Genomic DNA, 26884 nt, shown 5'->3' with positions numbered 1-26884 from the left:
CATAAATCATAGCCAGTTTAACAACTGGCTGATATGCTATTTACGACAAAGTCGCTCGGTAATTAGACCGACACAATCCCTTGGTAATCACACTTATACAATTTATATTAGTCGTTGTAACATTTTCAGTAATTCTTCGTCTTTCCAATCGTCTAATGCATCCCCAACTTGAATTTCAAAACGGCTATGATTGTTAGGTAAGCTGAAAATCCTGTCAAATAGCCAGATATTGTCATTTTTTGCAACGTTAAGTGCTTGCTTTCTTAGTTTACTAGCGGAAATAGGAAGCTCTACTAAAAAACTATTGCATTGAACTTGGAATGGAATTGATTGTGGGCCAAATGTATCTTTGAACAACTGTGATATCGTGAAAGCGCGCTGGTTAAATTCTTTAATTCTTGGTAGATAATTATTTAACCCCCAAAGTGAAGTAAGTATATAAGGAAAAACGGTGGAAATATCTCCGCCAAGCCTGCTTCTCCAGACATACAGTCGTTCAATAAACTCTTTATCCCCTGCAATGATGCCTCCTGCTGCTGAACCAATAGTTTTATATAATGATATATAGACTGAACTGGCAAGTGAAGCGACTTCTTTATAAGACTTATTCCAGTAGAACGATGACTCAAAAAGTCTTGCCCCGTCAAAGTGTAATGGAATGCTGTTAATGTTTGAAAAGTTATTGAGATAAACCAAGTCATCCCATTCTGGCAATCTAAAGCCGGCACGTCTTGTTGGTAGCTCAACCACAATGGTTGATAAATCTAGCGGCAAATTATCTATATCTTCTTTGTTAATTGCGTGGTCGTTTTTTCCAAACATTACCGAATTCAAATTCAAAAGTTCTTTATAAGCAAAATACTCATCGATTTCTATGTGGGACTGTGGATGTATCGCTATTTTTCTGTACCGGGATTGAGCAGCACGCTCAAGCAGTACGCTATGCTGTCCAACCATACCTTTATGGACAAATATGGCTTTCTCTTTACCTAATAAGCGAGCAACTTTATTCTCCAACATAGCAACTACAGGACCACTACCAAAAAAATCTATATCTAAATCAAGTTCAGGTGACTTTTGCATGATTTCTAACCACTTTTTCTGACTAAGTGGTTTGTGTCTTGTTAAGAACTTTGAGCATTTTGACATGATCGGGTGGCCCAATAAGGTATTATTGTACATGTTTAATCCTTTTATTAGCTTAATGTATCTGATTAAAAATTTAGTAAACCGTAACAATCTTAAAGAGCATTCTTTGGTTATGATAAATATGGATTAAATAAGGTGTCAGCTAATCAATTTTTTACCGTGGTTGATTAAGTGACATCTTATTCAATAAACCTTTAGCTTCCTTTATTAGTCGAACATCGCTATTTTTCTCAACTATATTTTGTAATACCTTATATATAATTGGGTCACTAACAGTATGAGATAATTTAAAATACATTTTTATATACTCAAAATTTATATTCGTAGGTAGTTGATACTCTCTTAGTAAGTTTATAATCGCTTTTTTTCCTTTATCTTTATTTACGTTTTTTTCAATGGCGAATATAGCTGTTTGGGAACAAGCGTTAATCCAATTTATTTTACTGTGCCACTGGTCGCCGCTTTTACTAGTACAAGCTTGATAAAAGTAATGTTGGGCACTCGGATAATTACTTCTGGTCCAAAATAGTTTTGCTGTTCGGTTTAAAACATCAAAATCTTGAGGGAAAAGCTTTGTTGCCTGAATTGCCAACTTTGATGCCTGCTCAAGGTTATCTTCATTTTGTGCCAAATTTACTTCAGCGATAAGACCCCACTTTTTATCAAGGGCTTTGATTTTCTGTGCTAATTGCTCTTGCAAAGAAGAGTTTCCGCCATATTGACTACTTTGTCCAAGTGCAGATGCTTTCATTGTTAAATATTTAGGATCGTTCGGCGCTTTATTTCCTGCCGTAATTTTTGCTTTAACGGCTTTTTTGTAATAGTAGCTTTTTGAGAAAATACTAACTTTGTGTCCGATTGAACGCCAGACTTCAGAAGTAAAAGCGTATGTATCAGCAACGTTAAAATATTGTAATTCAAATTCATTAAGAGAACGTTCTGCCTTGTCAATGTTGTCTCGTTCTAAATAGTATAATATTTTTAATTTCAATAGATTGTATGAAGGCTTCTTTTCATTGCTAATTAATTTTTTGGCTAGTTGACTTTCTCCTTGTATTAATGCTTTTTTCGCTTGAAAAACTAGCATATCTAGCTTTCTTTCTTTTGCTATTAAATTAAAGGTAAGAAAAAGTGAACTAAACAAAGCTATATTTTTTAGTAAGATTTTGTTCATCAGGTTAATTTTACTTCCTAGTTATCTCTATTTTTATTTAGTTTTATTTTTTAATCATTTAGTTGGGTAAAAGATTATGTATGTGACATTTATAAATAACAGTAAAAGAATGACGAAATGCCTCATTTTGATGACGAGATACTTTTATACAAAAAGCATTATTTCACTGATGGAGTAACATGAGAATGCCAGGCTGTTTAAGTGGGGATGTCGATTCTTGTCGGACATGTCATACGATCACAGTAGCAACGATAAATTGATCGAGAATTACCAACCTCATTCTACGCTGATAACAAACCGGCATTGATTTTTCTGCATGTTTACCGATTTGTGAGAAGTCATCGTATCAAGTTAGTTCACAGACAGTCAGGAAATCCGCAATACAATGGTGCTTTTGAGTAATTTAACGATTCATTTAAATGTGAGCTTGAATGCTTAAGTGGTTGAAAATATCAGCCAAATTAGTTCTGGCGACTAGCCTATAATGTTAAAGTCTTCACCTAGCCGTTTAATGTTGTTGAAAAGTAGTTTTTAGATAGTGTTATTCAAAAATTATCACTATTAATTGCATTTAAATTTCATAAAAACATAAATCACTCAACATATGTAAATGAGTATAACGGTAATCTTCATTACTCTACTTTCCTTAGTTTAATTTTTACAGAACACATTCATAGCTCTTTAAGGAAACTTTATGATTAATTATTTAAAATATTATACTTTCATTTTAATAGCATTGATGTCTGCAGTGACTCATGCAGAGTTAAATAGTAATAAAAAGGATCGAATTTTAATTGTATTAACTAGTCACTCTACTCTTGGCGATAGTGATAAGAAAACGGGTTTTTGGTTGCCTGAACTAACACATCCTTATTATGAATTTAAAAAAGCAGGGTTTATTGTAGATATAGCAAGTATTGAAGGAGGGATGGCGCCACTTGATGCAAAGGCATTAGATGAACCAGATGAATATCATCAACATTTTTTCAAAGATGCAGAGTTAATGGCTAAAGTTATTACCACTACCCCATTGTCAGAAATAGAACCTAATGATTACAACGCTGTTTTTTATAGTGGGGGGTCTGGACCTATGTGGGACTTTGTTGATAATAAAGATATTAATCGAATATCTTCTGCTATTTACGAAAATAATGGAATTGTTTCGGCAGTTTGTCATGGTACTGCTGCATTGGTTAACATCACTTTATCTGATGGAACATTTTTAGTAAAAGACAAAGAAATAGCTGCATTTACAAAAGAAGAAGAGATCGATATAAATCAATTAGATTTAATTCCATTTTTGTTAGGCGATAAATTAGAGCAAAGAGGGGCGATTCATATTCCTGGGAAAGCTTGGCAAGAAAATGTAGTGTTAGCTGGCCGAGTGATGACCGGTCAGAATCCTGCTTCAGCCAAAAAACTTGCTCAAGAGATAATAAAATACCTGAAGACTAATTAGTTGAATCATATTTTACTTCATTAAATTTGAAAAGATAAGGAGCGTTAAAAATACTAATATTCCTCCTTCCTTATTTTAATCTTATTATTACACCTTTTTTGGACAATTTCACTTTCCAGAGTTTGATGTTAATAGTATTAATGTACATTACTTAAACCTAACGATAATGGAGTAAATAATGCTAAAACGGAAAAACATACAATCATCGCAACTTTGGTTTAAAAAATTCGCGCTAATTAGCACGCTTTTCATCGGTAGCTATGCTCAAGCAAATAACGAACAGGCAACGGCATTAAAGCTATACACCTTTGATTGTGGCACGATAAAAGTCTCAGATATGGATGTATTCTCAACCAGTGGTGATTATAAAGATCAACAAGCAACATTCACCGACAGCTGTTATTTAATTCGACACGAAAAAGGCGATTTAATGTGGGATACTGGCTTACCTTCATCGCTTATTAATAAAGAGCCGATGGTAAATGGCGTGTTCACATTATCATTAGAAAAATCGTTAGTGGAACAGCTCGCTGAAATTGATGTATCACCAACAGATATTGAATACCTTTCTTTGTCACACAGTCATTTTGACCACGTAGGGCAAGCGTCTACGTTTAAAGATGCCACATGGTTAACCAGCCAAGCAGAACTAGAACATATCGCGAGTGCTGACGATTTAAAAGCGCTTCATACTGACTTAAGCAAGTTAAAGCGTAAAACCTTTTCACAAGATTACGATGTTTTCGGTGATGGTAGTGTGATGATTCTCAACGTACCTGGCCACACAGTTGGTCATACGGCATTACAAGTGAATTTAGCAAATACCGGCACCGTGTTATTATCGGGTGACTTATATCATCAAGCAAAAAGCCGTCACTTAAAGCGCGTGCCTCGTTTTAATGTTGATGAACCCCAAACACGTGAATCTTTCAAAAAGTTTGAAAATATTGCCAGCGCCAAAGATGCAAAAGTGATTATTCAACACGAAGCTAAACACGTCAGTAAGCTACCTAATATCCCGCAATACCTCGATTAGTTTTCAGAGATAAAAACAAAGAATAAACGTGCGTTACTCTCGCGCACGTTTTTTTAACGATACGTTGAATTTATGCCAATCGCTTAAAATTGCTACAAAATCATTCAGTAAGCGTACAATAACCACACAAACACTTGAATTTTCTTGCGCAATCAATAAAAAGTCATACTATAAAAGTTATTGTGGTTTTAACTAAGCGCTTGGCAGGCATCCAATGAGCGAAATACGGTCTTTCTTGATCAGTAACGAAGTAGGCGATGAGGTGTGCATTACTAATTTTGGCGCGCGCATTATACAATGGTATACAGAAGTTAACGGCGAAGAACGTAATATTGTGCTTGGCTACTCTTCTTTAGCTGAATATCTAGATGATCCCTTTTACCATGGTGCGATTGTTGGCCCGTTTGCCAATCGTATTGAAAATGCACGCGTTATAATTGATGGTCAAGAGTACCTGTTAGATGCCAATGAAGGTTTAAATCAATTACACGGCGGTACACATGGCCTCAGCCAACAATTTTGGCAACTCGAAGAGCAGCAAGCGCAATCTATCACGTTATCTTGTCAGTTAGCAGATGGTCATGATGGCTACCCTGGTGCCATTTCGTTTTCGGTAAAGTATCAGTTAACAGATGATGGTGAACTACACATTCATTTATTTGCTGAAACAGAAAAAAACACCGTCATTGGCTTAACGTCACACCCTTATTTCAATCTCGCCGGAGTCGAAAATTCCGCTGATAATCACTTACTAACGATTAATGCAGAGTACTTTACCGAAGTAAATAGCAAAATGATCCCTACGGGGGCAATACTCCCCACAAAAGACACACGTTTTGATTTTCAAAAGCCCCGTATTTTAACCAATGATGCCCGCGACGAAATAGATCAAAACTTTGTCATCAATCAACGTGATAATGCTCAGGCAGTTTTGATCAGCCCTGATAAAAAACTACAATTACATGTTTCGAGTGATATGCCTGGATTACAGGTATACACTGGCCATCACTTATTTGGTCGATTTAGCGTAAAACAAGGTATTTGTTTAGAGCCTCAATATTTTCCAAACAGTCCGAATATAAACGACTTCCCATTTACTCTTACAACACCTGAAAAACCCTTTTCAGCAAGCATCTGTTACCGCTTAGTTAAGCCACAAATAGATACTGTACATAGTTAATGTTTCAATAATTTGTGCATCAATCTACAGTCGCCCTGTCGATGCACATTTGTTAACTTTATTTGAACATCTCGAACTGACATTTAACCAACACCGCATATGTTTTTTAAACCGAATGAGTTTATTGCCTCCTTTATGATTAGCATAAAAATAGAAATATTTTTCCTTAGAGCAATTTATCTAAAGTATGCGTAACCCCTGTGTATTCTCGCTTATGTTTTTTAGTTATTTGCAGCTTTCATAATTCTTTAAAAATAGTTTAATAATAGGCTGGTATTGCAAAATAATTCTGGTAATCTGTTTCACCCCTGATGAGGATATTCGATGGATTTTTGTCCAACAAGCATCTTTGCTTAATTTTCGTTATCCACATCAGAGAATAATAAGAATAAATAATTAAAAGGATTTTGTTCTCACCTTTTTTATTTAAAAAACATACAGTTATAAAAACATCATACCGCGATAGAGTTATTTTATTGTGGGAGAAACTTATGTTTTCAACAAAGTTATCCACAAGCAAAGCTACTAATTTTTAAGAATTTTTCGATACCGCTAGTGCGTAAGCATTGAATATGTCATGCTTAGCAAAATTTTTCTGTGTTACCTCGAAAATCATGAATACACCTAACTTATCTCCGCTTATATTAGTTGATGGATCTTCTTACCTTTTCCGCGCTTATCATGTTCCTTATTTACAAGCACTATCAACTGCTGATGGGCAACCTACTGGGGCAATAACCGGCGTACTTAATATGATTAAGAGCCTTAAGAAAGATTACCCTAACGGAAACATTGTGGTTGTTTTTGATGCTAAAGGTAAAACCTTTCGCAACGACTTGTATCCAGAATATAAAGCCAACCGCCCCCCCATGCCCGATGATTTACGTACCCAAATTGCACCATTACATGAAATTATTGAAGCGATGGGTTTACCTTTACTGGTGATTGAAGGCGTAGAAGCTGATGACGTTATTGGCACCTTGTCGGCTCAAGCAACTAAGCAAGGAATTGAAACGGTCATCTCTACTGGCGATAAGGACATGGCACAATTAGTCAATGAACATGTGCGTTTAATCAATACCATGACCAATGTTGAAATGAATGTTGAAGGTGTTATCGAAAAGTTTGGGATTAAACCTGAGCAAATTATTGATTACCTCGCCTTAATGGGCGACAAGGTTGATAACATTCCTGGTGTGGAAAAGTGTGGTCCGAAAACGGCAGTAAAATGGTTACTAGAACATGAAACCCTTGAACAAGTGATTGCCAATGCCGATAAAGTAAAAGGAAAAATTGGTGAGAATTTACGTAACGCATTAGATCAATTACCTTTATCGTATGAGCTTGCAACAATAAAACTGGATGTTGCACTTGAAAAGCCTATTGAAGAATTAATACCTACTTCGCCTGATAAAGACAAGCTTTCTACCTTATATAAACAGTTTGAATTACGCCGTTTACTTGCCGAATTAGATAACAGTGACAGCGCCGAAACAACGAGTGATCAGTCTTCGCAGGAACAACGTGAACAAATAGATGTTCATTATGACACCATTTTTACTAAAGAAGCTTTTAATGAGTGGCTAGCTAAACTAACCTCGGCTGATTATTTCGCATTTGATACTGAAACGACCAGCGTTAATTACATGAAGGCTGAATTAGTGGGTTTATCATTTGCCGTAGCTCCAGGCGTTGCAGCTTACGTTCCTGTTAATCATGATTATGAAGATGCGCCTAAGCAACTTGATCGCGATTGGGTTTTATCACAATTAAAACCTCTACTTGAAGATAAGCAACAAGTCATCATTGGCCAGAACTTAAAGTATGATGCCAACGTGCTCGCACAATATGATGTCGCTATCAATTGTACGATTTACGATACCATGATCGAGTCATACTGTTTAAACAGCGTTGCAACGCGTCACAATATGGATGCGTTAGCAGAAAAGTATCTTGATTACAAAACCGTACATTTTGAAGACATTGCCGGTAAAGGTGCGAAACAATTAACATTCAACCAAATTGAAATTGAAAAAGCCGCCCATTACGCTGCTGAAGATGCTGATATAACTTTCAGACTTCATCAAGCAATCTTTGCCCTATTAGAGCAGTTAAAAGGCCAGTTGTCAGTGTTCACTGATATTGAAATGCCTTTGATGCCAGTGCTGGCAAGAATGGAACAACAGGGTGTATTAATTGACAGTGACTTATTGGATCAACAAAGCCAAACCATTGGCGCAAGGTTACAAGAATTAGAGGTGGAAGCACATAATATTGCAGGACAAAGCTTTAATTTAGGTTCGCCTAAGCAGTTGCAGCAGATTTTATTTGAAGAATTAAAAATTCCCGTCATCAAAAAAACACCAAAGGGTGCACCTTCGACTGCTGAAGAAGTATTACAAGAACTTGCATTAGATTATCCGTTACCTAAAGTGATTCTAGAAAACCGTGGGTTAAGTAAATTAAAATCAACATATACTGATAAATTACCACTGATGATTTCACCTAGAACTGGCCGGGTGCATACGTCATATAATCAAACAGTCGCTGCAACAGGTAGGCTGTCTTCCACAGATCCAAACTTGCAAAATATTCCTATTCGAAGCGAGGAAGGCCGTAAAATTAGGTTGGCCTTTATTGCACCAGAAGATCATAAAATTGTAGCCATTGATTACTCTCAAATAGAGTTACGCATTATGGCACATTTATCAGAAGATCCTGGTTTAGTTGCCGCTTTTGCTCAAGGGAAAGATGTACACCAAGCCACCGCAGCAGAGATATTCTCAGTAAGCTTAGACGAAGTAACAGCCGATCAACGTCGTAGTGCTAAAGCAATTAATTTTGGTTTAATTTATGGCATGTCTGCTTTTGGTCTTGCGAAACAGTTAAATATTGCTCGTAATAAAGCGCAGGAGTATATGGACAAGTACTTTGAACGCTACCCGCGAGTATTAACGTACATGGAAGAAACGCGTCAACAAGCGGCTGAACAAGGCTATGTAGAAACGCTCTTTGGCCGTCGTTTGTATTTACCAGACATTAAATCTAAAAATGCTATGCGCCGCAAAGGTGCAGAACGTGCGGCGATTAATGCCCCCATGCAAGGTACCGCTGCAGATATTATTAAAAAAGCAATGTTGGCGGTTGATACCTGGATTGAGGCAAAACAAGATCCTCATATTAAAATGACCATGCAAGTCCACGATGAACTTATTTTTGAAATTCATCAAGATATTGTTGAAGAAGTCACAGAAAGTCTAGTGACAATTATGAATGATGCCGTCAAGCTGAGTGTGCCATTAATAGCAGAAGCGGGTATAGGTGACAACTGGGAACAAGCTCATTAATTTTTTGTGCTTTTATTACAGTTAAGGGGTAATACAGTCAAACATTCAACTTTATCATTAGATTAAAGACATGAAAATCGACAAAAAACGTAAATTAAAAACAAAAATGAAAATTTATTACACTTTTACTTTACAACATCTGAGTTTTTACTCTATAATCTCATCTGTTCCTTAGCGAACACTTGTTGTAATAATTTGTATATTCTAGCTTTCCTCATAGCTAATAGCCCGATGACAATGTCATCGGGCTTTTTTTATTGCGAATTAATCAACAATATTATCAATGAGAAGTTAAACGTTTCATTCATCATCAGGGTCAATAATTGGCTCAATAGGCTTAGGTTTACTACGACCAGATTTACGTAGTGCATCACGAAGCACATATTCTATCTGCGCATTCAAGCTACGCAGCTCATCATCAGACCATTGCTGCATAGCTAACAAAATGTCTTCATTAATTCGTAATGGGTATGCTTTTTTTGCCACGATTGCCTCTAAGTTAAAAACAGAGCGAAAGGCGCTACTAGATGATTAATATAAACTACCCGTGTTCAACACAGGCTGAGCAGCCTCATCACTACATAGCACGACCAGTAAGTTACTTACCATAGCGGCTTTCCGTTCAGTATCAAGCTCAACAATGTCACGTTCTGATAACTGTGTTAACGCCATTTCAACCATACCAACAGCACCTTCTACCACTTTTTGACGAGCTGAAATAATGGCCATCGCTTGTTGACGACGCAACATAGCATTTGCTATCTCTGGTGCGTAAGCTAAATGACTGATACGAGTTTCAATGACTTTTACACCCGCTTTATCTAATCGTTCTTGTACTTCATTTCTTAACGCATCAGAAATCAACGCTGAATCGCCTCGCAATGTCATTTCTTGTTCATCATGATTATCATAAGCATAACTGGTAGCTAAATTTCGTAGCGCAGATTCACTTTGAATTGAAACAAAGTCTTCATAGTCATCTACCTGAAATACCGCTTCAGCAGTATCAACAACTTCCCAAACAATAACAGCTGCAATTTCAATCGGATTGCCACTTTTATCATTAACTTTTAACTTGCCGCTTTCAAAATTTCGTACTCGCATTGATACGCGAGATTTACTGTAAAAAGGGTTAGCCCAACGTAAGCCTGGACTATGTACCGTACCAACATATTTACCAAACAATTGTAATACTGCAGCTTGTTTAGGGTGCACCATAAAAAAACCGAACCAACAAATAAACAACAACAGAGTAAAAATAACACTGACGATTATTTGCCAACCTGCATGGTTTTGTAGTCCATTAATTAACACTGCAATACCCGCTACTTGTAAAGCAAGTAAAACAAATATAAACATGATGCCATTAGGCGCTTTTATTTCTTTTTCTGTAAACATGTTCATCTCCAACAATGAATTTATATGATATCACTATGATATCATATTGAAATTAAGTCAAGCATTTTATACCATCATGCTTCCCTAAAAACGGCCAATAACAACATATTTGCGTTAAAGATTCAGCGGTTATGCTAAGTTTCTGCTATGCTCTTTTCGTTAAATTATTGTTAATAGAGGGTGTTATGCAGAAAATTTTAACCACCTTAGTGGTTGCTTCATTAACACTGGGTGCAACTTGCATTCACGCGTTTGAGCAAGAAAAATCAAAGACTATCTCAGAGTTAAACCAAATCGACATGAAATATCCAACAACCAAACGAGGAAAAGTTTCCGACATTTATTTTGGCGAACAAGTTGCTGATCCATACCGTTGGTTAGAAGATGATCGCAGTGAAGAAACCGCAGAATGGGTAAGTAAACAAAATGAAGTGACTTTTGATTATTTAGCTCAAATTCCTTATCGCGAACAATTAAAAGATCGTTTAGAAGAAATGTGGAATTATGAGAAAGTTAGCGCTCCATTTAAACGTGGCAAATACCAATATTTCTATCGTAATAACGGATTACAAAATCAAAGTGTTGTATATCGTCAAGATGAAGCAGGTAATGTCGAAGAATTTTTAGATCCAAATAAATTCAGTGAAGATGGCACAACCTCATTAGCTTCACTAAGTTTTTCTAAAGATGGTTCAATTGCAGCCTACTCGATTTCTGAAGGTGGCAGTGATTGGCGTAAAATTATTGTTATCAATGTAGAAACGAAAAAGGAACTTGAGGCGCCATTAGTTGATGTGAAATTTTCAGGAATTTCGTGGTTTGGCAATGAAGGATTTTATTACTCAAGTTATGACAAACCGAAAGGCAGTGAGTTATCAGCTAAAACTGATCAACATAAGTTGTATTATCATAAATTAGGTACCGCACAAAAAAGCGATACACTTGTATTCGGTGGTACGGCAGCTGAGAAGCACCGCTATGTGGGTGGCTATGTTACTGAAGATGATCGCTACCTAGTGATCAGTGGTTCAGTATCTACCTCAGGAAATCGTCTTTTTATTAAAGACCTATCGAAAAAAGATGGCCCGTTGGTCAACATAGTAGACCATACAGATTCCGACACGTATGTCATTGATAATGTGGGCAGCAAGTTATATTTAGTGACAAACCTTGATGCACCAAACAAGAAAATTGTTACCGTTGATGCTGAAGACCCTGCAGTTGAAAACTGGCAAACGTTTATTCCAGAAACAAATCATGTATTAACGGCCACAACAGGTGGCGGTTACTTTTTTACTGAATACATGGTCGATGCTATTTCAAAAGTGTCGCAATACGATTATCAAGGCAAGAAAGTCAGAGACGTTGAATTACCAGGTGTAGGTAGCTCAAGTGGTTTCAGTGGTAAAAAGGAAGATAAGCGACTTTATTATTCATTTACCAATTATAAAACACCAAGTACGACTTATGCATTTGATGTAAAACCCGGTAAAACTTCCGTTTATCGTAAGTCAGGCGCTAAATTCGATAGTGATTTATACGAATCAAAGCAAGTATTTTATCCATCAAAAGATGGCACTAAAGTACCGATGATTATTACTTATAAAAAAGGTATTAAATTAAATGGTAAAAACCCAACTATTTTATATGGTTATGGCGGTTTCAACGTAAGTTTAACGCCGAGCTTTAGTGTCACTCGCGCCGTATGGTTAGAACAAGGTGGTATTTATGCTGTTGCTAATTTACGTGGCGGCGGTGAATACGGTAAAGCATGGCATAAAGCTGGTACGAAAATGCAAAAGCAAAACGTTTTTGACGACTTTATTACTGCTGCTGAGTTTCTAATTAAAGAACAATATACTTCAAGTGATTTCTTAGCCATTAATGGTGGTTCAAATGGTGGCTTACTTGTAGGAGCGGTAATGACACAACGACCTGACTTAATGAAGGTTGCATTACCTGCTGTTGGCGTTCTAGATATGCTTCGTTACCATACCTTTACTTCTGGTGCTGGTTGGGCTTACGATTACGGTACATCAGAACAAAATAAAGAAATGTTTGCGTATTTAAAAAGCTATTCACCCGTTCATAACGTTAAAAAAGGTGTGAAGTACCCTGCGACAATGGTTACAACCGGTGATCATGATGACCGAGTAGTACCGGCGCATTCATTCAAGTTTGCTGCTGAATTACAAGCGAAGCAAGCGGGTCAAGCCCCTACGTTAATACGAATTGAAACCAACGCAGGTCATGGTGCGGGTACGCCGATATCAAAAACCATTGAACAATATGCTGATATTTATGGCTTTACCCTATTTAACATGGGCTTTGAATCTCTACCTAATCAATAAATAATGATTGCATCATTATAAAAAGGCGCTAGTTTGAATATCAAGCTAGCGCCTTTTTCTCTAAAGTTTTGTCACTTGATATCCCGACTTTTCAAGTAGCGCCAATACATTGTTCTCGCCAACTAAATGACCAACGCCTACCAAGACAAACTCTTTATCGTTATCATTGAACATTTTTTCAATAAGTGGTATCCAGTTTTGGTTACGTTCAGTAAACATTTTCTTAAACGTATCAGGGTCTTCGTCTTTGACTTTATCTATCACCAATTCAACTAACGTGTCACTGTCACCTGTACGCCAAGCTGGCAATAACTTGTTAAACATCTCTTTGAATTCACCCATTTGTGCTATCGACGAACGCATTAATTCTTCTTCATTCCCATGCCCCATGTTGGCGATAAGATTAATTTGAAAATCACTCGATTCTAAATATTCTTTCCCTTTATTGTCTTTGGCAGCCAACTTGTTGAAGTAGGCATCAACCCCCTCACCAGCAAGTTGCGCACGTTTAGCTTCAAGCATTGCCATCATCATCACAATAAAACCCGGTTTAAAGCCATTCATTTCATTGACATTAATCCCAAACGCTGCAAGATGAGTTTCTAACTGTTTAAATGTTTCATCGCTCAGTTTATCACTCAACTTTTGATCATTAGTATATGACACTTGCTGCATTAATTTTGCTTGGAAGCTGGTATCGGTTGGATCAGGCAATTGTGTTTCTAAAACAATGGTGTCAGTTGCTTGATAGGCAGTTAAAAACTCTGCAGGTAAAGGGAACTCACTCGCGGGTAAAATATGAACCGTTCCGCCTATATATACTTGATCTTCCCCTTTCGATACTTTCCAAACAGACGTTTCAGCCATACATAGGCTAGTGTTTAATAGGCCTATAGAAGTAATTAATCCCGCTTTTGCTACAAATTTTTTGATGTTTTTTAATGTCATTTTTCTTATCCTTTATCAGTAAATTTTGTCTATAAAATATTTTTAATATGAATTACTTTATTAACGTGTTTAACGGTTTAAGCATTACTGTCTTTGTACTTTGATTAATTGTTCGCTGACTTTGTTTTATTAAAAGTTGAATATCTTGTTCAGCAATTTTCTTTAAATTACTTTTAGTGGTTTGTTGTAAAGTTTCAGCAGAGGCGCCACTACATAACAATGCTAATAATGCGATGATTGGGCCAATTATATATTGCTTATTTTTCGTGATATTTTTCATCTGTGTATTCCTTCAATTGCTAATGATACGTTTACGATTGCTCGTTGATGGAAACAAGATTACGGTAGGAATCGCTCTGTGTCTCTTATCAAAGCCATATCAATTTACCCATAAGCTTTAGAATTCATAGGTGACTGTTTTATAAGTACTATTTAATTTTTATAGAAACCTTATCAAAACCTTATCTTGCGCTTTTTAAATGAATATTTTTCTTTAACCCTTTAATTTTATTATACTATTTTTTCATTGTGAAAAATATGTTACATTTCTCGGTAATTCTCACTATTTAAGCCGTGACAATGAATTTTCAAATAGGCCCTTGGTTATTCGTTCCTCAAAAGTGCATTCTTTGCTCAGATTCAACAGGTGATATCGAGTTAGAACCTATTTTATTTAAGTTGTTAGATTACTTTGTCAACAATCAAGATAGAATCATTTCTCGACAAGAGCTAGTTGAACATGTGTGGCAACAAACATTCGTTGACGATAACGCTATCAATCGTGCAATGTCAGAGCTAAGGAAAAAGTTATCACACCCAGAAAATGCAGCACCGTTAATCAAAACACATTACCGTAAAGGCTACAGCATTACGGTAGAGGTTGTTGCGATTCCAATGGCTGATGATACTTCATCCAACAATGATGATATCAGTAATGAGAAAAATAGTGAGCACCTACATACTACCGATAATTTGTCAGCGAATGTTATTCAGCAAAGTAACCGCTTTAAATATAAACACTATCGTTTCATGTTTTTTGCATTGATATCGCTTGTGTTAATTATTGTCGGTTATCATATACTTACTTACTTTCAAACCACATCCACCATTAAAACCAATAAAAATAATCACGTAAAGCAAGCAAACGTGAGCTCAGAATTGTCTAATGAACCCATCAAAAAATCATCTGAATCACATACTATACAAGGGGTTACGTGGAATTCAGGCCAAGAGCTTAGGCCTATTGTATCTTCAGATAACTTATTGTTTGCATACAACAATAGAGCCGAACCAAACATAAACAGCTTCGTAAAACGTAAAGGTGATTTAAAAGAAGTACAATTGATTTACAAAGACTTTGATGTAACGTCTATTTCTTGGCAGCATGGAGCCCACAAGGTACTTGCCGAGGTTACTAATTATAAAGACGAGTGTTTTATCGGCTTGTTTGATCTCACTGACTTTGTTGATAATCCACCCGTCACCAAACTAAAAACATGTGAAAAAGAGTTATACGGTGGTGCTCATTTAGCATCAAATGGCAAGAAGTTATACCTCATTGAGCTTGACCAAGTTAAACAAGGTGGTCAGGTAGTTGTTTTCGATGTTAAAACAAAGAAGTCTACCTTGCTTATTCCGTCAGGTGACACTCAATTTGGTGTCACTAAGCTTAAACTGTCACCGGATAATAAAAAAATACTTTATCAACGACATCAGCGTGACCAGCCATTATCTGTACATATAATGGACTTAATCACTAGGGATAATAAAAAACTTTATCAAATACCGCATGCGGGTGCGCCGCTTGTGTTTGATTGGTTTCCTGATAGTCAACACATTGCGATACAAATCATTCAAGATCTTACCATTTTTAACTTATCTGGAGATAAAGTTAGTTCATATCCAATAAATATAAAGAACTGGGTGGTAGGTTTAGCCGTCGAAGATACATCGAATATATTGCTTGCAATGGCAACTGGTCAAAATTTAGAGATAGTTAATATTGCGGCACTGTTTAACAAGCAAAACACGGTAGAAGTAACCTCATTAGTGAAATCTGACTCAATGAATTACTATGCAACGACACATCTCGATAACGAAAAATCGCGTTATTTCATTTCTAGCCGTACCGGTAATTTGCAAATTTGGCGTAAACAAGCACAGCAAGTTAAACAAATTTCAGCATTTCCCCAGCAAAATCCAAAAAAAATAGGCTCATTAGTGTTATCGCCAGATCGAGAGCAGCTGTTATATTTACGTGGCAAACACTTAGAAATATTTAACGTAAAAACTAACGCTATTAAGAAAGTTGAAATGCCAATTCACGGTCCTATTGGCAGCTATCAATGGCAAGAAGATCAGCAAAAAATTTATTATGATATGGAACATGATGGCATGAGACAAATTTGGTCAACAAATTTAACCACTAATGCTCAACATCAATTAACACAAAATGGCGGTAGAATGTTGCTCAAAAATCAGCAACACCAATTGTACTATATCAATGACAACCATTTACATCATTTAAGTGGCCAAACAAAACACAAAATAGCCATTCCCATCGCGCATTGTTGGTGCTCAGTTTCTCTTACAGCGGAAGCGTTATACAGCTTAGATAGCAATAACTTATATAAAATGACGCTTGATTCCAGTGAAGTCTCAAGCATGACTATTCCATTTAGAACATCTGGTATTAAAATGGAAAGCAATCACAGTGCAATCGCAGCAAAATATAACAATGCCCCATCACAAATTAAACGTATTACATGGCAGAAGTCGCTACTTAATGATGAATGATGAAAAACTACCGCTTACATGCATCACTTCCATGTAAGCGGTTTCAATTGTATGATGGTATTAAATGCGCAGTAGAAACTAACCGGGTGATAGGGTGAAGATAATACTAAAATATATAATTTTCATTTATTTAACTATAGCTAGCATCAATGTATTATCAAACGAGGCACCTGATACATTTGACCCTTTTGCCCAAGTCAGTGCTAACCCGTTAGCCACCCAACTACTCAATATTGCACAGCAAGCCCGCAACGATTTATCAACAGCACAACAGCAATACAAATCACTTGATACCAGTGAAATTGAGCAATTAGAATTACCACTACAAATAGCACATCTATTGGCAAAAATCGCCATTAAACAAGCAAGTAATGACTATTTATCAGCCAATGCTTTAATAAAAACGCTCAAGTTATTTGCCAATCGACATGATGAGCAATGGATACTTAGTATTTACTACGAACGCTTAGCATTAAATAATATGCGCCAAGGCAAGTACCTGCAGGCAGCACAATATTCAACCCAAGCAATAGATTTAGCCGCAAGTATTAATTATCTATTTATTGAAGCAAGTGCCCGAATAACGCGTGGCGTTTCATACAGCAAGTTATCTAAAAGTGGCGAAGCACTACAAGACTACATTAAGGCACACAACTTCTTTCAGCAGGTTGGTAACTTAGATAAGGTTGTTACCATTTATACTAATCAAGTGACCTTATACTTAGATCGTTTTGAATATGCACAAGCATTAATAATGTCAGATAACGCTATCTCAACTTTGTCATTAATGCCTCAAGCACCAACTAGTTTGGTTGCAGCTAACTACATTAATAGGGCGATTGCGTTAGCTTATTTAGGTAAGAAAGACGAAGAATTAACTGCTTACCTGAAAGCACAAGAGTACGCATTACAAGCAAATGACCTTGAAATACAAGCATCTGTATACGCCAATATTTCAGATTACTTTTTAAGATACCAAAATTATCAACTCGCCATTGAACGGGCAAAGCGCTGTATTGAAATTGCCGAGCAAATCAATCAGCTCAATTTAGTCGCTATTTGTTTACTCAATCAAGGCCTAGCTACAATACACCTTAATGATATACAACATGGCATTGACATGATTGAACGGGCACATCAATTAACTAAGCAAGAAGGTATGAAAAGTACATTGCTTGATGTGTACACTGCCTATACAGAGGCCTATACCACCATTAATGACCATGAAACGGCAAATAAGTGGTTAACAAAAAGGTATGAAGCAGTATTAATAAAAGCTAAACACGATAGAGAGCATGACTTTAGCGAGCAAGAAAAAAACTTTAAAGCCATTATCCAAGAACGAGAAAACCTACATCAATCACTAAAATCTACCATGACGAACAAATTACTCTCTCAACAATCAGTGATGCACTGGTTATGGTTTAGTCTGATATTGATTAGTCTATTGTTGCTCGCTGCAGTATGGATGATTATTCGCATTAAAAGATCAGCATAAAAACGGTGATTTACCGCATAATTCGATATTTTCAACGTAATATATCTTAAATCACAGAAACACATGTTAATATTTTGTTATATTCTAACTTTGTGCTATACAATTCTATGTACTTATCAGAGTGTTGGTAAAAAACCCCTTGTACAAAGTGCAGTCACGCTTAATCGAGTGGATACAACACCCTGTTAGCTTGGCTGTCAACAAGGAAGAAGCTATTTTTGCTTTTGGTATATACTCACCAATACTCAATAAAAACTAAAATAAAATAGTTAACAACCACGCACTACACTCAACGGAGAAAAAATATGAGGTTCGTTAAAGCCTTTGCATTAGTGTGCGCTCTTCTGATGGCAAAAATATCATTTGCCACCAATGTTGAAGACATTCACACCTTTACGTTAAAAAATGGCATGCAATTTTTAGTACTTGAAGATCATTCAATCCCTAATGCAAACATGTATTTATTCTGGAAGGTCGGTTCGCGAAATGAATACCCAGGAATTACCGGTTTATCACACTTTTTTGAGCATATGATGTTTAATGGCTCGAAGAATTACGGCCCCAAAATGTTTGACCGAACAATGGAAGCTGCGGGTGGTAGTAATAACGCTTATACGACTGAGAATTTAACCGTTTATACCGATTGGTTCCCTGCTTCATCTCTTGAAACCATGTTTGATCTAGAAGCTGATCGCATTGCAAATTTATCCATCGATAAAGAGATGGTCGAAAGTGAACGTGGTGTTGTTACTTCTGAACGTAGTACAGGGTTAGAAAACTCTAATTTTCGCGCAATTTCAGAAGAAGTAAAAAATGCAGCATTCCGCGCTCACCCTTATAGTTGGTCGGTGATCGGTCATCAATCAGATATCGACAATTGGCGTTTAGAAGACTTAAAACGTTTCCATAAAACCTATTATGCACCAAATAATGCTGTGGTTGTGATCGCCGGAGATGTAACAGTCGCCAAAGTGAAATCTCTTGCAAAACAGTATTTTGAACCTATTCCTGCCCAAGAACCTCCGAGAAAAGTGCATACGGTAGAACCGGAGCAAAAAGGGGAAAGACGTGCCTATTTACACAAAGCCTCAGTCACTACCCCCAATATTTTAATGGCTTTTCACGTACCAGAAACCCAACATGAAGATTATTACGCACTCGATATTTTAAGTGACGTATTGTCGATAGGGGATAGTTCAAGATTACAAAAATCGTTAATTAACGACAAACAAATTGCGAGTTCTATTTTTACCTATATGCCACAATCAATCGATCCAAACCTTTTTTATATTTACGCCGTTGCCGCCAAAGACATTAGTGCTGAGGCGCTGGAAAAGTCTGTGATTGCCGAAATAAACTCCGTCATGCGTGAGGGTATTACAGCAAAAGAGTTACAAAAAGTGAAAAACACAAAACTGGTAAATTTTTATCGTGAAATGTCGACCATTAATGGTAAGGCAAATACGATTGGAAGCTTCCAAATGTACTTCGGTGATTACAAGAAGTTATTTTCAGCACCGCAAGACTATGAAAAAGTAACCGTAAACGATGTACAACGTGTTGCCAAAAAATACTTACGTAAAGCCAATCGTACTGTTGGCGTATTATCTTCACAGGAGGATTCAAGTAATGAAGATTTATAACGCCCTATTGGCCATTTGTTTCACCCTTATTAGCCAAATAGCAACAGCAGGATACACCTTGCCTAGCTATGAAAAAGTTACCTTACAAAATGGTTTAACGGTCATTTTAATGGAACAACATGAAGTGCCATTAATTGATGTTAATATCGTTGTTAATGTTGGCGCTATTGATGATGCTAACAACGCAGGGCTTAGCTATCTTACCGCTCAAAACCTGTTATTAGGAACAAAACATCTTTCTAAAACACAATTAGATCAACAAATAGATTTTGTTGGTGCAGAATTGTATAGCACGGCGAATTTAGAGTTTTCAACCATTGGTGCATCTTTTGCGGTAAAAGACACCGATAACATCATGAACATTTTACGTGATGCTGTGCTTTTTCCTCGTTTTGACGAAACAGAGTTCAACAAGCATAAAAGTCGACATGCTTTACAGTTAACCCAAAGAAAAGAAAGCCCTCGATCTGTCATCAACCAATACTTCAACCGTCTTATTTTTGGTCAAAACGGTTATGGTGCCGTAACTAGTGGTGATCAAGAAAGTATTAAGTCGATCAGCCTTCCCTTGATTCAACAGCATCATAGTAAGTGGTATACAGCCAACAACGCTGCAATTATTGTTGTCGGTGACTTTGAAACTAACGTAATGAAAGAGAAAATAAAAAAGTTATTCTCATCATGGTCTAGTGCTAACCCAGCTTTACAACAACAAGACATTAAGAAAACCCCCCATGCTAGTTCACCACAAGTCTTACTCGTCAATAAAGGAGATGCTCGTGAGTCAACTTTTTTAATTGGTGGTAAAGGTATCGCCAGAAATAATCCAGATATCGTCGGCCTTTCAGTCATTAATACTATTTTAGGCGGACGATTTACCTCTTGGTTAAATGATGAACTACGTGTTAACGCCGGCCTAACTTATGGTGCGAGAAGTCGCTTTACGTCATATAGTCATGACGGTACGTTCACCATATCTACTTTCACGAAAACAGAAACAACCATTGAAGCCATTGACCTAGCGTTAAAAACCTATCAACGCTTATGGCAACAAGGTATTGACTCAGCCACTCTAACTTCTGCTAAAGCATACGTTAAAGGTCAATTTCCACCAAAATTTGAAACGGCCAGTCAATTAGCTGACCTATTAGCTAATATGTATGGCTATGGATTCGATGAAAGCTATATTAATACCTTTGAGCAACAAGTTGATTCCTTAACGATAGAAAAATCTCAACAACTAATTAATTCATATTTCCCTAAAGAAAACTTACAATTTGTAGTCATAGGTAAAGCTGAACAAATTAGAACTGCATTAGCAAAATACGGTAAGATTACCGAAACAGACATTAAAGAAAGTGGATTTAACATCCAATAAGTATTCAGGAGATATCATTTGAAAACATGGACCATATCGCTATTAATGCTAGCACTTACCGCCTGCCAGCAAACAAGTAGCCCAGACAGTGACAAAGCAATCACCAATATCGACGGTGTTAACTTTGTTGAACAAGTAGCAGGGAAACCAGGAAAAACGGTTATTCCTTATCAAAAATATGAACTCGATAACGGTTTAACCGTTATTCTTCATCAAGATACTTCTGATCCATTAGTACATGTAGATGTGACTTATCATGTTGGCTCAGGTCGTGAAGAAATTGGTAAATCAGGCTTTGCACACTTTTTCGAACATATGATGTTCCAAGGCTCTGAAAACGTTGCTGATGAGCAACATTTCAAATTAGTCACTGAAGCCGGTGGTACGATGAACGGCACCACAAACACAGACCGCACTAACTATTTTCAGACGGTTCCAGCGAGTCAATTAGAAAAAATGTTGTGGTTAGAAGCTGATCGTATGGGTTTTTTAGTGGATGCTGTTACACAAGAAAAGTTTGAAGTTCAGCGTGAAACTGTAAAAAATGAACGCGGTCAACGAGTGGATAACCGACCATATGGACGCTTATATGAACGAGTTTCACAAGCATTGTATCCAGCAGGACATCCATATTCATGGCCTGTGATTGGCTATTTAGAAGATTTGAATCGTGTAAATGTTAATGATTTAAAAGCCTTCTTTTTACGTTGGTATGGTCCTAATAATGCCACTTTATCTATTGGTGGTGACATAGATCCTGCGCAAACACTAACGTTGATCAAAAAATATTTTGGTAGCATTCCAAGCGGTCCAGAAGTATTACCACCTGAAAAACAAAAAGTAACGCTTAATGAAGATCGCTATATTTCAATGGAAGATAATGTACATTTACCATTGATTTATATGTCTTACCCTACAGTGTCAGTGCGTCATGAAGATGAAGCCCCGTTAGATGTGCTTTCAAGTATTCTTGGCGGCGGTAAAACATCTCTACTTTATAAGAACTTAGTTAAAAATCAAATTGCTGTTCAAGCGACTGTAAATCATCCGTGTGCAGAGTTAGCGTGTACATTCAATTTACTGGCATTACCTCATCCTGCATCAGGTAAGAACTTAGCTGATTTAGAAAAAATTATCCGAGATTCTTTAACAGAATTTGAAGCGCGCGGTGTACAAGAAGATGACTTAATCAAAGTAAAAGCCGATATGGAAGCTAACTATATTTTCGGCTTACAAAGTGTTGCAGGGAAGGTTAGTCAACTTGCCGCAAACGAAACCTTTACTGGAAACCCTAATCATATTGAACAAGACATTTCTCGTTATGCAAACGTTACTAAAGAAGATGTTATGCGGGTATTTCATACCTATATTAAAGATCAACATGCCGTGATCATGAGCGTAGTGCCAAAAGGTAAGAAAGACCTCATTGCCGCAAATGATAACTTTACACCAGCTGCTCGCGATATTAAGCCATCAGATGCTACCTCTGCTGATGACTTAGCAATTCGTAAAGCAACGGATAACTTCGACCGTAGTATGATCCCTAATGCGGGTGCAAATAAAGCCGTGAATGTACCTGACATGTGGCGCACAACATTAGCTAACGGCATTAAAGTATTGGGTACACAAAGCTTAGAAACCCCCACTACGTCAATCTTATTAAAAATACCTGCTGGTCATTACTACAGTGATAAAGATAAAGCAGGTGTTGTTTCATTACTTACAAGTATGTTGAATGAATCGACCACTAAACGTAGCGCAGAAGACATGAGTAACGCGTTAGAAAAATTAGGTGCTTCAGTGTATATCACACCGAGTAACCAACACATTAATGTGCATATTAATGCATTAACCAAAAATATTGATGCCACTCTGAAATTGGTGAATGAAAAACTAACTGCGCCGGCATTTATTAGCAGTGAATTTAAACGCAATAAAAGTAATTCAATTCAAGGTGTCATCAATAGTAAGAAAGATGCGGGCTATTTAGCATCAAGCGCTTATCGTCAATTACTGCATGCCGATAACATTGCAGCGATGCCTATTGGCGGAACAGAAGATACCTTATCGAACATTACGTTGAACGATGTGAAAGCATTTTACCAAACACACGTAAAACCGAAACAAAGTGAATTAATTGTTGTTACTGATCTTAACCAAGTACAGATGAGTAAGTCATTGTCAGTGTTAACTCAATGGCAAGGTGAAGGTGAGTCATTAAATTTGACGCTGCCAGAGCCCGAAACCAAACTTGGTGTGATCTACTTAGTGAATAAAGACCAAGCAGCACAGTCTGCTATTCGCATTGGTAAACGTTCAATTACAGAAGACATTACCGGCGAATACTACAAGTCTTATTTAATGAACTTCCCTTTAGGTGGCGCATTTAATAGTCGTATTAATCTAAACTTACGTGAAGATAAAGGCTACACTTATGGTGCACGTTCTTATTTTAGTGCCAATAAATTAGCCGGCTTTTTCACCGCAAGTGCAGAAGTCAGAGCTGATGCAACAGACAAATCTATTGTTGAATTTGTTAAAGAAATAGAGCGCTATGCTACCAGTGGTATTACTCGTGAAGAATTAACTTTTATGCGTAATGCGATCAACCAAAAAGATGCACTAAAATATGAAACGCCAAGAGCAAAATTGGGCTTCTTAGCACAAATTTTGGAGCATGATTTAACACCAGATTTTGTACAAGAACGCGTTAACATTGTTGAAAATATTACTGCTGATGAAATCAATGCACTTGCTAAAAAGCATTTACAATTGCAAGACATGTTGATGGTTGTGGTCGGAGATTCTGCCACATTAACACCTCAACTAGAAGCACTTGGTTATCAAGTAATACAACATGAATTATAAGTAAATAGTTGTTATTAAAGCCTGATGGAAACATCAGGCTTTTTTATAGCTTTCAACACGGATAGACATAAAAAAAGCCACGTTCAGCAGCTTTCATTCATCACAGTAGTCGTGATTAAGGTCGGATAGTAATTGCAGGAGAGGTATCTATTTCACCTTCGTCTGAAATGGTAGCAACATTACCATCACACATGAGCACCGCTAAACTACCAGCATTACTTGCTCGAATAAATGATAAATCGTAGCCAAACTGCGTTAAACTACTCGCCGCAAATTTTTGCGCAAGCGACAGTTTATCCCACAACATTGAATGTTCTGGTTGATAATGTCTACGTTCTAACAATAACTCTCTGTCCATTACAGCTTCCACAAAAACCCCATAATATGAAAATGACACGATGTCTAAGACTGCGACGATAGCTTAATCAGGATGAAATTTCAACAAAACTCGATTAAAAAATAACAACCTAATGATTCTCTTATACGACAGCTTTCAAAGTTAACTTCACTTTCTTATACTTACGCCATAAACCAAGCAATCAAGTCATAGAAATCATGAGCCAAGTATTAAACGACTTATTAAATTTGTTAACTCTAGAACCGATAGAACAAGGGCTGTTTCGTGGTCAAAGCCAAGACTTAGGCTTTAAAGCTCTTTTTGGTGGACAAGTGATGGGACAAGCATTATCTGCAGCGCAAGAAACCGTAGAATCATCACGTCATATTCATTCTTTACACTCTTATTTTTTAAGGCCTGGTGACGCTCAAAAACCTGTTGTGTACGAGGTTGAAAATATTAGAGACGGCAATAGCTTTAACACTCGTCGTGTTAAGGCGATACAAAATGGTAAAGCCATTTATTATATGACTGCCTCGTTTCAATCTGAAGAAGTCGGTTTTGATCATCAACCCACAATGCCTACAGTGGCCGGTCCTGAAGGTATTCCTTCATTTAGTGATTTTATTTTCGAGCACCAAGAATATATCCCTGACAATATTCGGGTAAAATTTTTATCTGAAAAGCCAATTGAGTTGAGGCCAGTAGAGCAATATAACTGGATAAAGCCAGAAAAAGCAGAGCCTATTTGCCACATGTGGATTAAAGCTAACGGTAACTTGCCTGATGACCCGCGCATTCATAAATACATGTTAGCGTATACATCAGACTTTCATTTTCTGCCAACCGCACTTTTTTCACACGGTACCACACACTGGCAACCTAACTTTCAAATTGCCAGTATTGATCACGCTATGTGGTTCCATCGCCCATTTAGGTTTGATGATTGGTTATTGTATGTTATGGAAAGCCCTACATCAGTTGGCGGACGTGGTTTAGTGCGTGGCCAAATTTATAATCAGGCCGGCGATTTAGTTGCCAGTACGATACAAGAAGGCGTGATACGTCAACGTTAGGGACGTTGACGCCAATCTTCCCCTGTAGGGTTTTGGAAAATACGCACATTAAAAATCGGAGCCATTGCATATAAATGATCAAAAATATCGGCTTGTATGGCTTCGTAATTCACCCATTCTTTGTCTTTACAAAAGAAATATAACTCTAAAGGCAATCCTGAAGCAGTTGCAGGTAATTGGCGTACCATGCATGTCATGTCAGGGTGTACTTGATCGTGTTGCTTTAAATATCGACCAATATAAGCACGATAGGTCCCCACGGTTGTTAATTGTCGTTGATTAACAATATCTTCTGGCGCAATGCCACGCTCTTGATGATAGCTGTTTATCTCTTGCAACTTTTCTTGTAAATAATCTTGGATAAGCCTAACCGTTTGTAATTTTTTAATTTCATCAGGTTTATAAAAGCGTACGCTAGCCAAGTCTAAGGTAATCGCACGTTTTATACGTCTGCCACCTGAAACATACATACCACGCCAGTTTTTAAATGATCCGCTAATCAATGCATAAGTTGGCACGGTTGTGATAGTACGATCAAAGTTTTCAACTTTTACCGTGTTTAAGCCAATTTCTAATACGTCACCATCAGCCCCATATTGTGGTATTTCAATCCAGTCTCCTGGTGCAAGCATTCTATTCGCTGATATTTGAATACTTGCCACCAAACCTTTGATTGTATCTTGGAACACTAATAACAGCACTGCGGTTAAGGCACCTAAACCACTTAATAAATATAAAGGTGATTTGTTTAACACAAAAGCTATAGACAAAATACTTGCGACCAAATAAACAAGTAATTTGATCACCTGAAGCGCAGAATTTAACGGAATATAACGTTCTTTCGCCACTTGGCGATAGCCGCTTCTTAATACGTTTAACAACGCACTGATCGCACGCGCCACTTGATAGGTGATCGCGATATGAAAAAAGACTAATAAAAAATGTCGATAAAGGTTTTCTTCAACAAATAAATGTGGCACTAGAAACCATGCGGTAACTAACGGAATAATAGCCAATGTACGGCTGAATACTTGATGTTCAAATAGTAAGTCATCCCATTTATTTTTAGAATGCAGTACCATTTTTTCCACAACAACCAATAGTTGAAATTTCGCCAAGTAATAAACAATACCGGCAACAACCAGCATAAATATCGTCCCTAGCATCATGGTCATTGATGATAAATAATATTCAGGAACGCCGTTTTCCAATAACCATGTCGAAAAATAATCCTGCATAATCAGTC

Annotated in this window: 19 protein-coding genes; 11 read left to right on the top strand and 8 right to left on the bottom strand. The window is 37.0% G+C overall.

Annotated features, from left to right (window positions below; genetic code table 11):
* Positions 1-102: 102 nt before the first annotated feature.
* Positions 103-1182: a low specificity L-threonine aldolase gene (locus BI291_RS05665; RefSeq protein ID WP_074496913.1), complete on the bottom strand. Its 1080-nt coding sequence runs from the start codon at positions 1180-1182 to the stop codon at positions 103-105.
* A gap of 121 nt (positions 1183-1303) precedes the next feature.
* A complete protein-coding gene (locus BI291_RS05660) occupies positions 1304-2323 on the bottom strand; it encodes a hypothetical protein (protein WP_074496910.1) in 1020 nt (339 codons plus the stop codon).
* A 694-nt stretch (positions 2324-3017) separates the two neighbouring features.
* Between BI291_RS05660 and BI291_RS05655 the strand changes: the two genes are divergently transcribed.
* The 4 genes from BI291_RS05655 (at position 3018) to polA (ending at position 9345) form a co-directional block, all read left to right on the top strand.
* Complete coding sequence (locus tag BI291_RS05655) at positions 3018-3782, top strand: type 1 glutamine amidotransferase domain-containing protein (RefSeq protein WP_083601918.1); 765 nt, start codon at positions 3018-3020, stop codon at positions 3780-3782.
* Between the two features lie 178 nt (positions 3783-3960).
* Positions 3961-4818 carry an N-acyl homoserine lactonase family protein gene (locus tag BI291_RS05650; RefSeq protein ID WP_074496908.1) on the top strand — a complete coding sequence of 286 codons (858 nt, stop codon included), beginning with the start codon at positions 3961-3963 and terminating at the stop codon, positions 4816-4818.
* Between the two features lie 214 nt (positions 4819-5032).
* Positions 5033-5998, top strand: coding sequence for an aldose epimerase family protein (locus BI291_RS05645; protein ID WP_074496905.1), 966 nt, complete (start codon positions 5033-5035; stop codon positions 5996-5998).
* 614 nt (positions 5999-6612) lie between these two features.
* Complete coding sequence (gene polA / locus BI291_RS05640; protein ID WP_074496903.1) at positions 6613-9345, top strand: DNA polymerase I; 2733 nt, start codon at positions 6613-6615, stop codon at positions 9343-9345.
* Between the two features lie 300 nt (positions 9346-9645).
* On the opposite strand, the gene BI291_RS05635 is transcribed toward polA, so the two are convergent.
* Both BI291_RS05635 and BI291_RS05630 read right to left on the bottom strand, forming a co-directional pair.
* Positions 9646-9834, bottom strand: coding sequence for an Arc family DNA binding domain-containing protein (locus BI291_RS05635; protein WP_139302568.1), 189 nt, complete (start codon positions 9832-9834; stop codon positions 9646-9648).
* A 42-nt stretch (positions 9835-9876) separates the two neighbouring features.
* The gene (locus tag BI291_RS05630) at positions 9877-10743 is read right to left on the bottom strand and encodes an SPFH domain-containing protein (protein ID WP_074496900.1); all 867 of its coding nucleotides are present in this window, start codon (positions 10741-10743) and stop codon (positions 9877-9879) included.
* 299 nt (positions 10744-11042) lie between these two features.
* Here BI291_RS05630 and BI291_RS05625 point away from each other — a divergent pair, with 299 nt between their 5' ends.
* The gene (locus tag BI291_RS05625) at positions 11043-13094 is read left to right on the top strand and encodes a prolyl oligopeptidase family protein (RefSeq protein ID WP_254849529.1); all 2052 of its coding nucleotides are present in this window, start codon (positions 11043-11045) and stop codon (positions 13092-13094) included.
* A 60-nt stretch (positions 13095-13154) separates the two neighbouring features.
* Here BI291_RS05625 and BI291_RS05620 read toward each other — a convergent pair whose 3' ends face one another.
* Complete coding sequence (locus BI291_RS05620) at positions 13155-14042, bottom strand: TraB/GumN family protein (RefSeq protein ID WP_074496896.1); 888 nt, start codon at positions 14040-14042, stop codon at positions 13155-13157.
* A gap of 52 nt (positions 14043-14094) precedes the next feature.
* Positions 14095-14322: a hypothetical protein gene (locus BI291_RS05615; RefSeq protein ID WP_074496893.1), complete on the bottom strand. Its 228-nt coding sequence runs from the start codon at positions 14320-14322 to the stop codon at positions 14095-14097.
* 299 nt (positions 14323-14621) lie between these two features.
* Between BI291_RS05615 and BI291_RS05610 the strand changes: the two genes are divergently transcribed.
* From BI291_RS05610 to BI291_RS05590, 5 genes are all read left to right on the top strand, one after another.
* A complete protein-coding gene (locus BI291_RS05610; protein ID WP_074496890.1) occupies positions 14622-16838 on the top strand; it encodes a winged helix-turn-helix domain-containing protein in 2217 nt (738 codons plus the stop codon).
* A gap of 94 nt (positions 16839-16932) precedes the next feature.
* Positions 16933-18336, top strand: coding sequence for a tetratricopeptide repeat protein (locus BI291_RS05605; protein ID WP_074496888.1), 1404 nt, complete (start codon positions 16933-16935; stop codon positions 18334-18336).
* 347 nt (positions 18337-18683) lie between these two features.
* Positions 18684-19979, top strand: coding sequence for a pitrilysin family protein (locus BI291_RS05600; protein ID WP_254849528.1), 1296 nt, complete (start codon positions 18684-18686; stop codon positions 19977-19979).
* Entirely contained in the window at positions 19966-21357 is a 1392-nt protein-coding gene (locus tag BI291_RS05595; protein WP_074496883.1) for a pitrilysin family protein, read from the top strand. The genes BI291_RS05600 and BI291_RS05595 overlap by 14 nt, the downstream gene beginning before the upstream one ends.
* 18 nt (positions 21358-21375) lie before the next feature.
* Entirely contained in the window at positions 21376-24225 is a 2850-nt protein-coding gene (locus tag BI291_RS05590) for a pitrilysin family protein (RefSeq protein ID WP_074496880.1), read from the top strand.
* Between the two features lie 115 nt (positions 24226-24340).
* Here the strand turns inward: BI291_RS05590 and BI291_RS05585 are convergent, their stop codons facing one another.
* On the bottom strand, positions 24341-24583 hold the full coding sequence (locus BI291_RS05585; protein WP_074496878.1) for a hypothetical protein: 243 nt from the start codon (positions 24581-24583) through the stop codon (positions 24341-24343).
* A gap of 197 nt (positions 24584-24780) precedes the next feature.
* On the opposite strand from BI291_RS05585, the gene tesB reads away from it, so the two are divergent.
* On the top strand, positions 24781-25638 hold the full coding sequence (gene tesB, locus BI291_RS05580; protein ID WP_074496875.1) for an acyl-CoA thioesterase II: 858 nt from the start codon (positions 24781-24783) through the stop codon (positions 25636-25638).
* Here the strand turns inward: tesB and BI291_RS05575 are convergent.
* Positions 25635-26876, bottom strand: a complete 1242-nt coding sequence (locus BI291_RS05575; RefSeq protein WP_074496872.1) for a mechanosensitive ion channel family protein — start codon at positions 26874-26876, stop codon at positions 25635-25637. The two genes, tesB and BI291_RS05575, sit on opposite strands and share 4 nt — an antisense overlap.
* Positions 26877-26884 lie beyond the last annotated feature (8 nt).

It is taken from the genome of Thalassotalea sp. PP2-459 (assembly GCF_001913705.1).
Classification (GTDB): domain Bacteria; phylum Pseudomonadota; class Gammaproteobacteria; order Enterobacterales; family Alteromonadaceae; genus Thalassotalea_C; species Thalassotalea_C hakodatensis.
Note: the sequence above shows the minus strand (reverse complement) of the source record. Positions and strands in the feature narration are given on the sequence as shown.

What these genes read in the sequence shown, in the direction of transcription:
- BI291_RS05665 (WP_074496913.1), bottom strand. Translation starts at nt 1,182, where the DNA reads ATGTACAATAATACCTTATTGGGCCACCCGATCATGTCAAAATGCTCA.
- BI291_RS05660 (WP_074496910.1), bottom strand. Translation starts at nt 2,323, where the DNA reads ATGAACAAAATCTTACTAAAAAATATAGCTTTGTTTAGTTCACTTTTT.
- BI291_RS05655 (WP_083601918.1), top strand. Translation starts at nt 3,018, where the DNA reads ATGATTAATTATTTAAAATATTATACTTTCATTTTAATAGCATTGATG.
- BI291_RS05650 (WP_074496908.1), top strand. Translation starts at nt 3,961, where the DNA reads ATGCTAAAACGGAAAAACATACAATCATCGCAACTTTGGTTTAAAAAA.
- BI291_RS05645 (WP_074496905.1), top strand. Translation starts at nt 5,033, where the DNA reads ATGAGCGAAATACGGTCTTTCTTGATCAGTAACGAAGTAGGCGATGAG.
- polA (WP_074496903.1), top strand. Translation starts at nt 6,613, where the DNA reads ATGAATACACCTAACTTATCTCCGCTTATATTAGTTGATGGATCTTCT.
- BI291_RS05630 (WP_074496900.1), bottom strand. Translation starts at nt 10,743, where the DNA reads ATGTTTACAGAAAAAGAAATAAAAGCGCCTAATGGCATCATGTTTATA.
- BI291_RS05625 (WP_254849529.1), top strand. Translation starts at nt 11,043, where the DNA reads ATGAAATATCCAACAACCAAACGAGGAAAAGTTTCCGACATTTATTTT.
- BI291_RS05620 (WP_074496896.1), bottom strand. Translation starts at nt 14,042, where the DNA reads ATGACATTAAAAAACATCAAAAAATTTGTAGCAAAAGCGGGATTAATT.
- BI291_RS05615 (WP_074496893.1), bottom strand. Translation starts at nt 14,322, where the DNA reads ATGAAAAATATCACGAAAAATAAGCAATATATAATTGGCCCAATCATC.
- BI291_RS05610 (WP_074496890.1), top strand. Translation starts at nt 14,622, where the DNA reads ATGAATTTTCAAATAGGCCCTTGGTTATTCGTTCCTCAAAAGTGCATT.
- BI291_RS05600 (WP_254849528.1), top strand. Translation starts at nt 18,684, where the DNA reads ATGGCAAAAATATCATTTGCCACCAATGTTGAAGACATTCACACCTTT.
- BI291_RS05595 (WP_074496883.1), top strand. Translation starts at nt 19,966, where the DNA reads ATGAAGATTTATAACGCCCTATTGGCCATTTGTTTCACCCTTATTAGC.
- BI291_RS05585 (WP_074496878.1), bottom strand. Translation starts at nt 24,583, where the DNA reads ATGGACAGAGAGTTATTGTTAGAACGTAGACATTATCAACCAGAACAT.
- tesB (WP_074496875.1), top strand. Translation starts at nt 24,781, where the DNA reads ATGAGCCAAGTATTAAACGACTTATTAAATTTGTTAACTCTAGAACCG.
- BI291_RS05575 (WP_074496872.1), bottom strand. Translation starts at nt 26,876, where the DNA reads ATGCAGGATTATTTTTCGACATGGTTATTGGAAAACGGCGTTCCTGAA.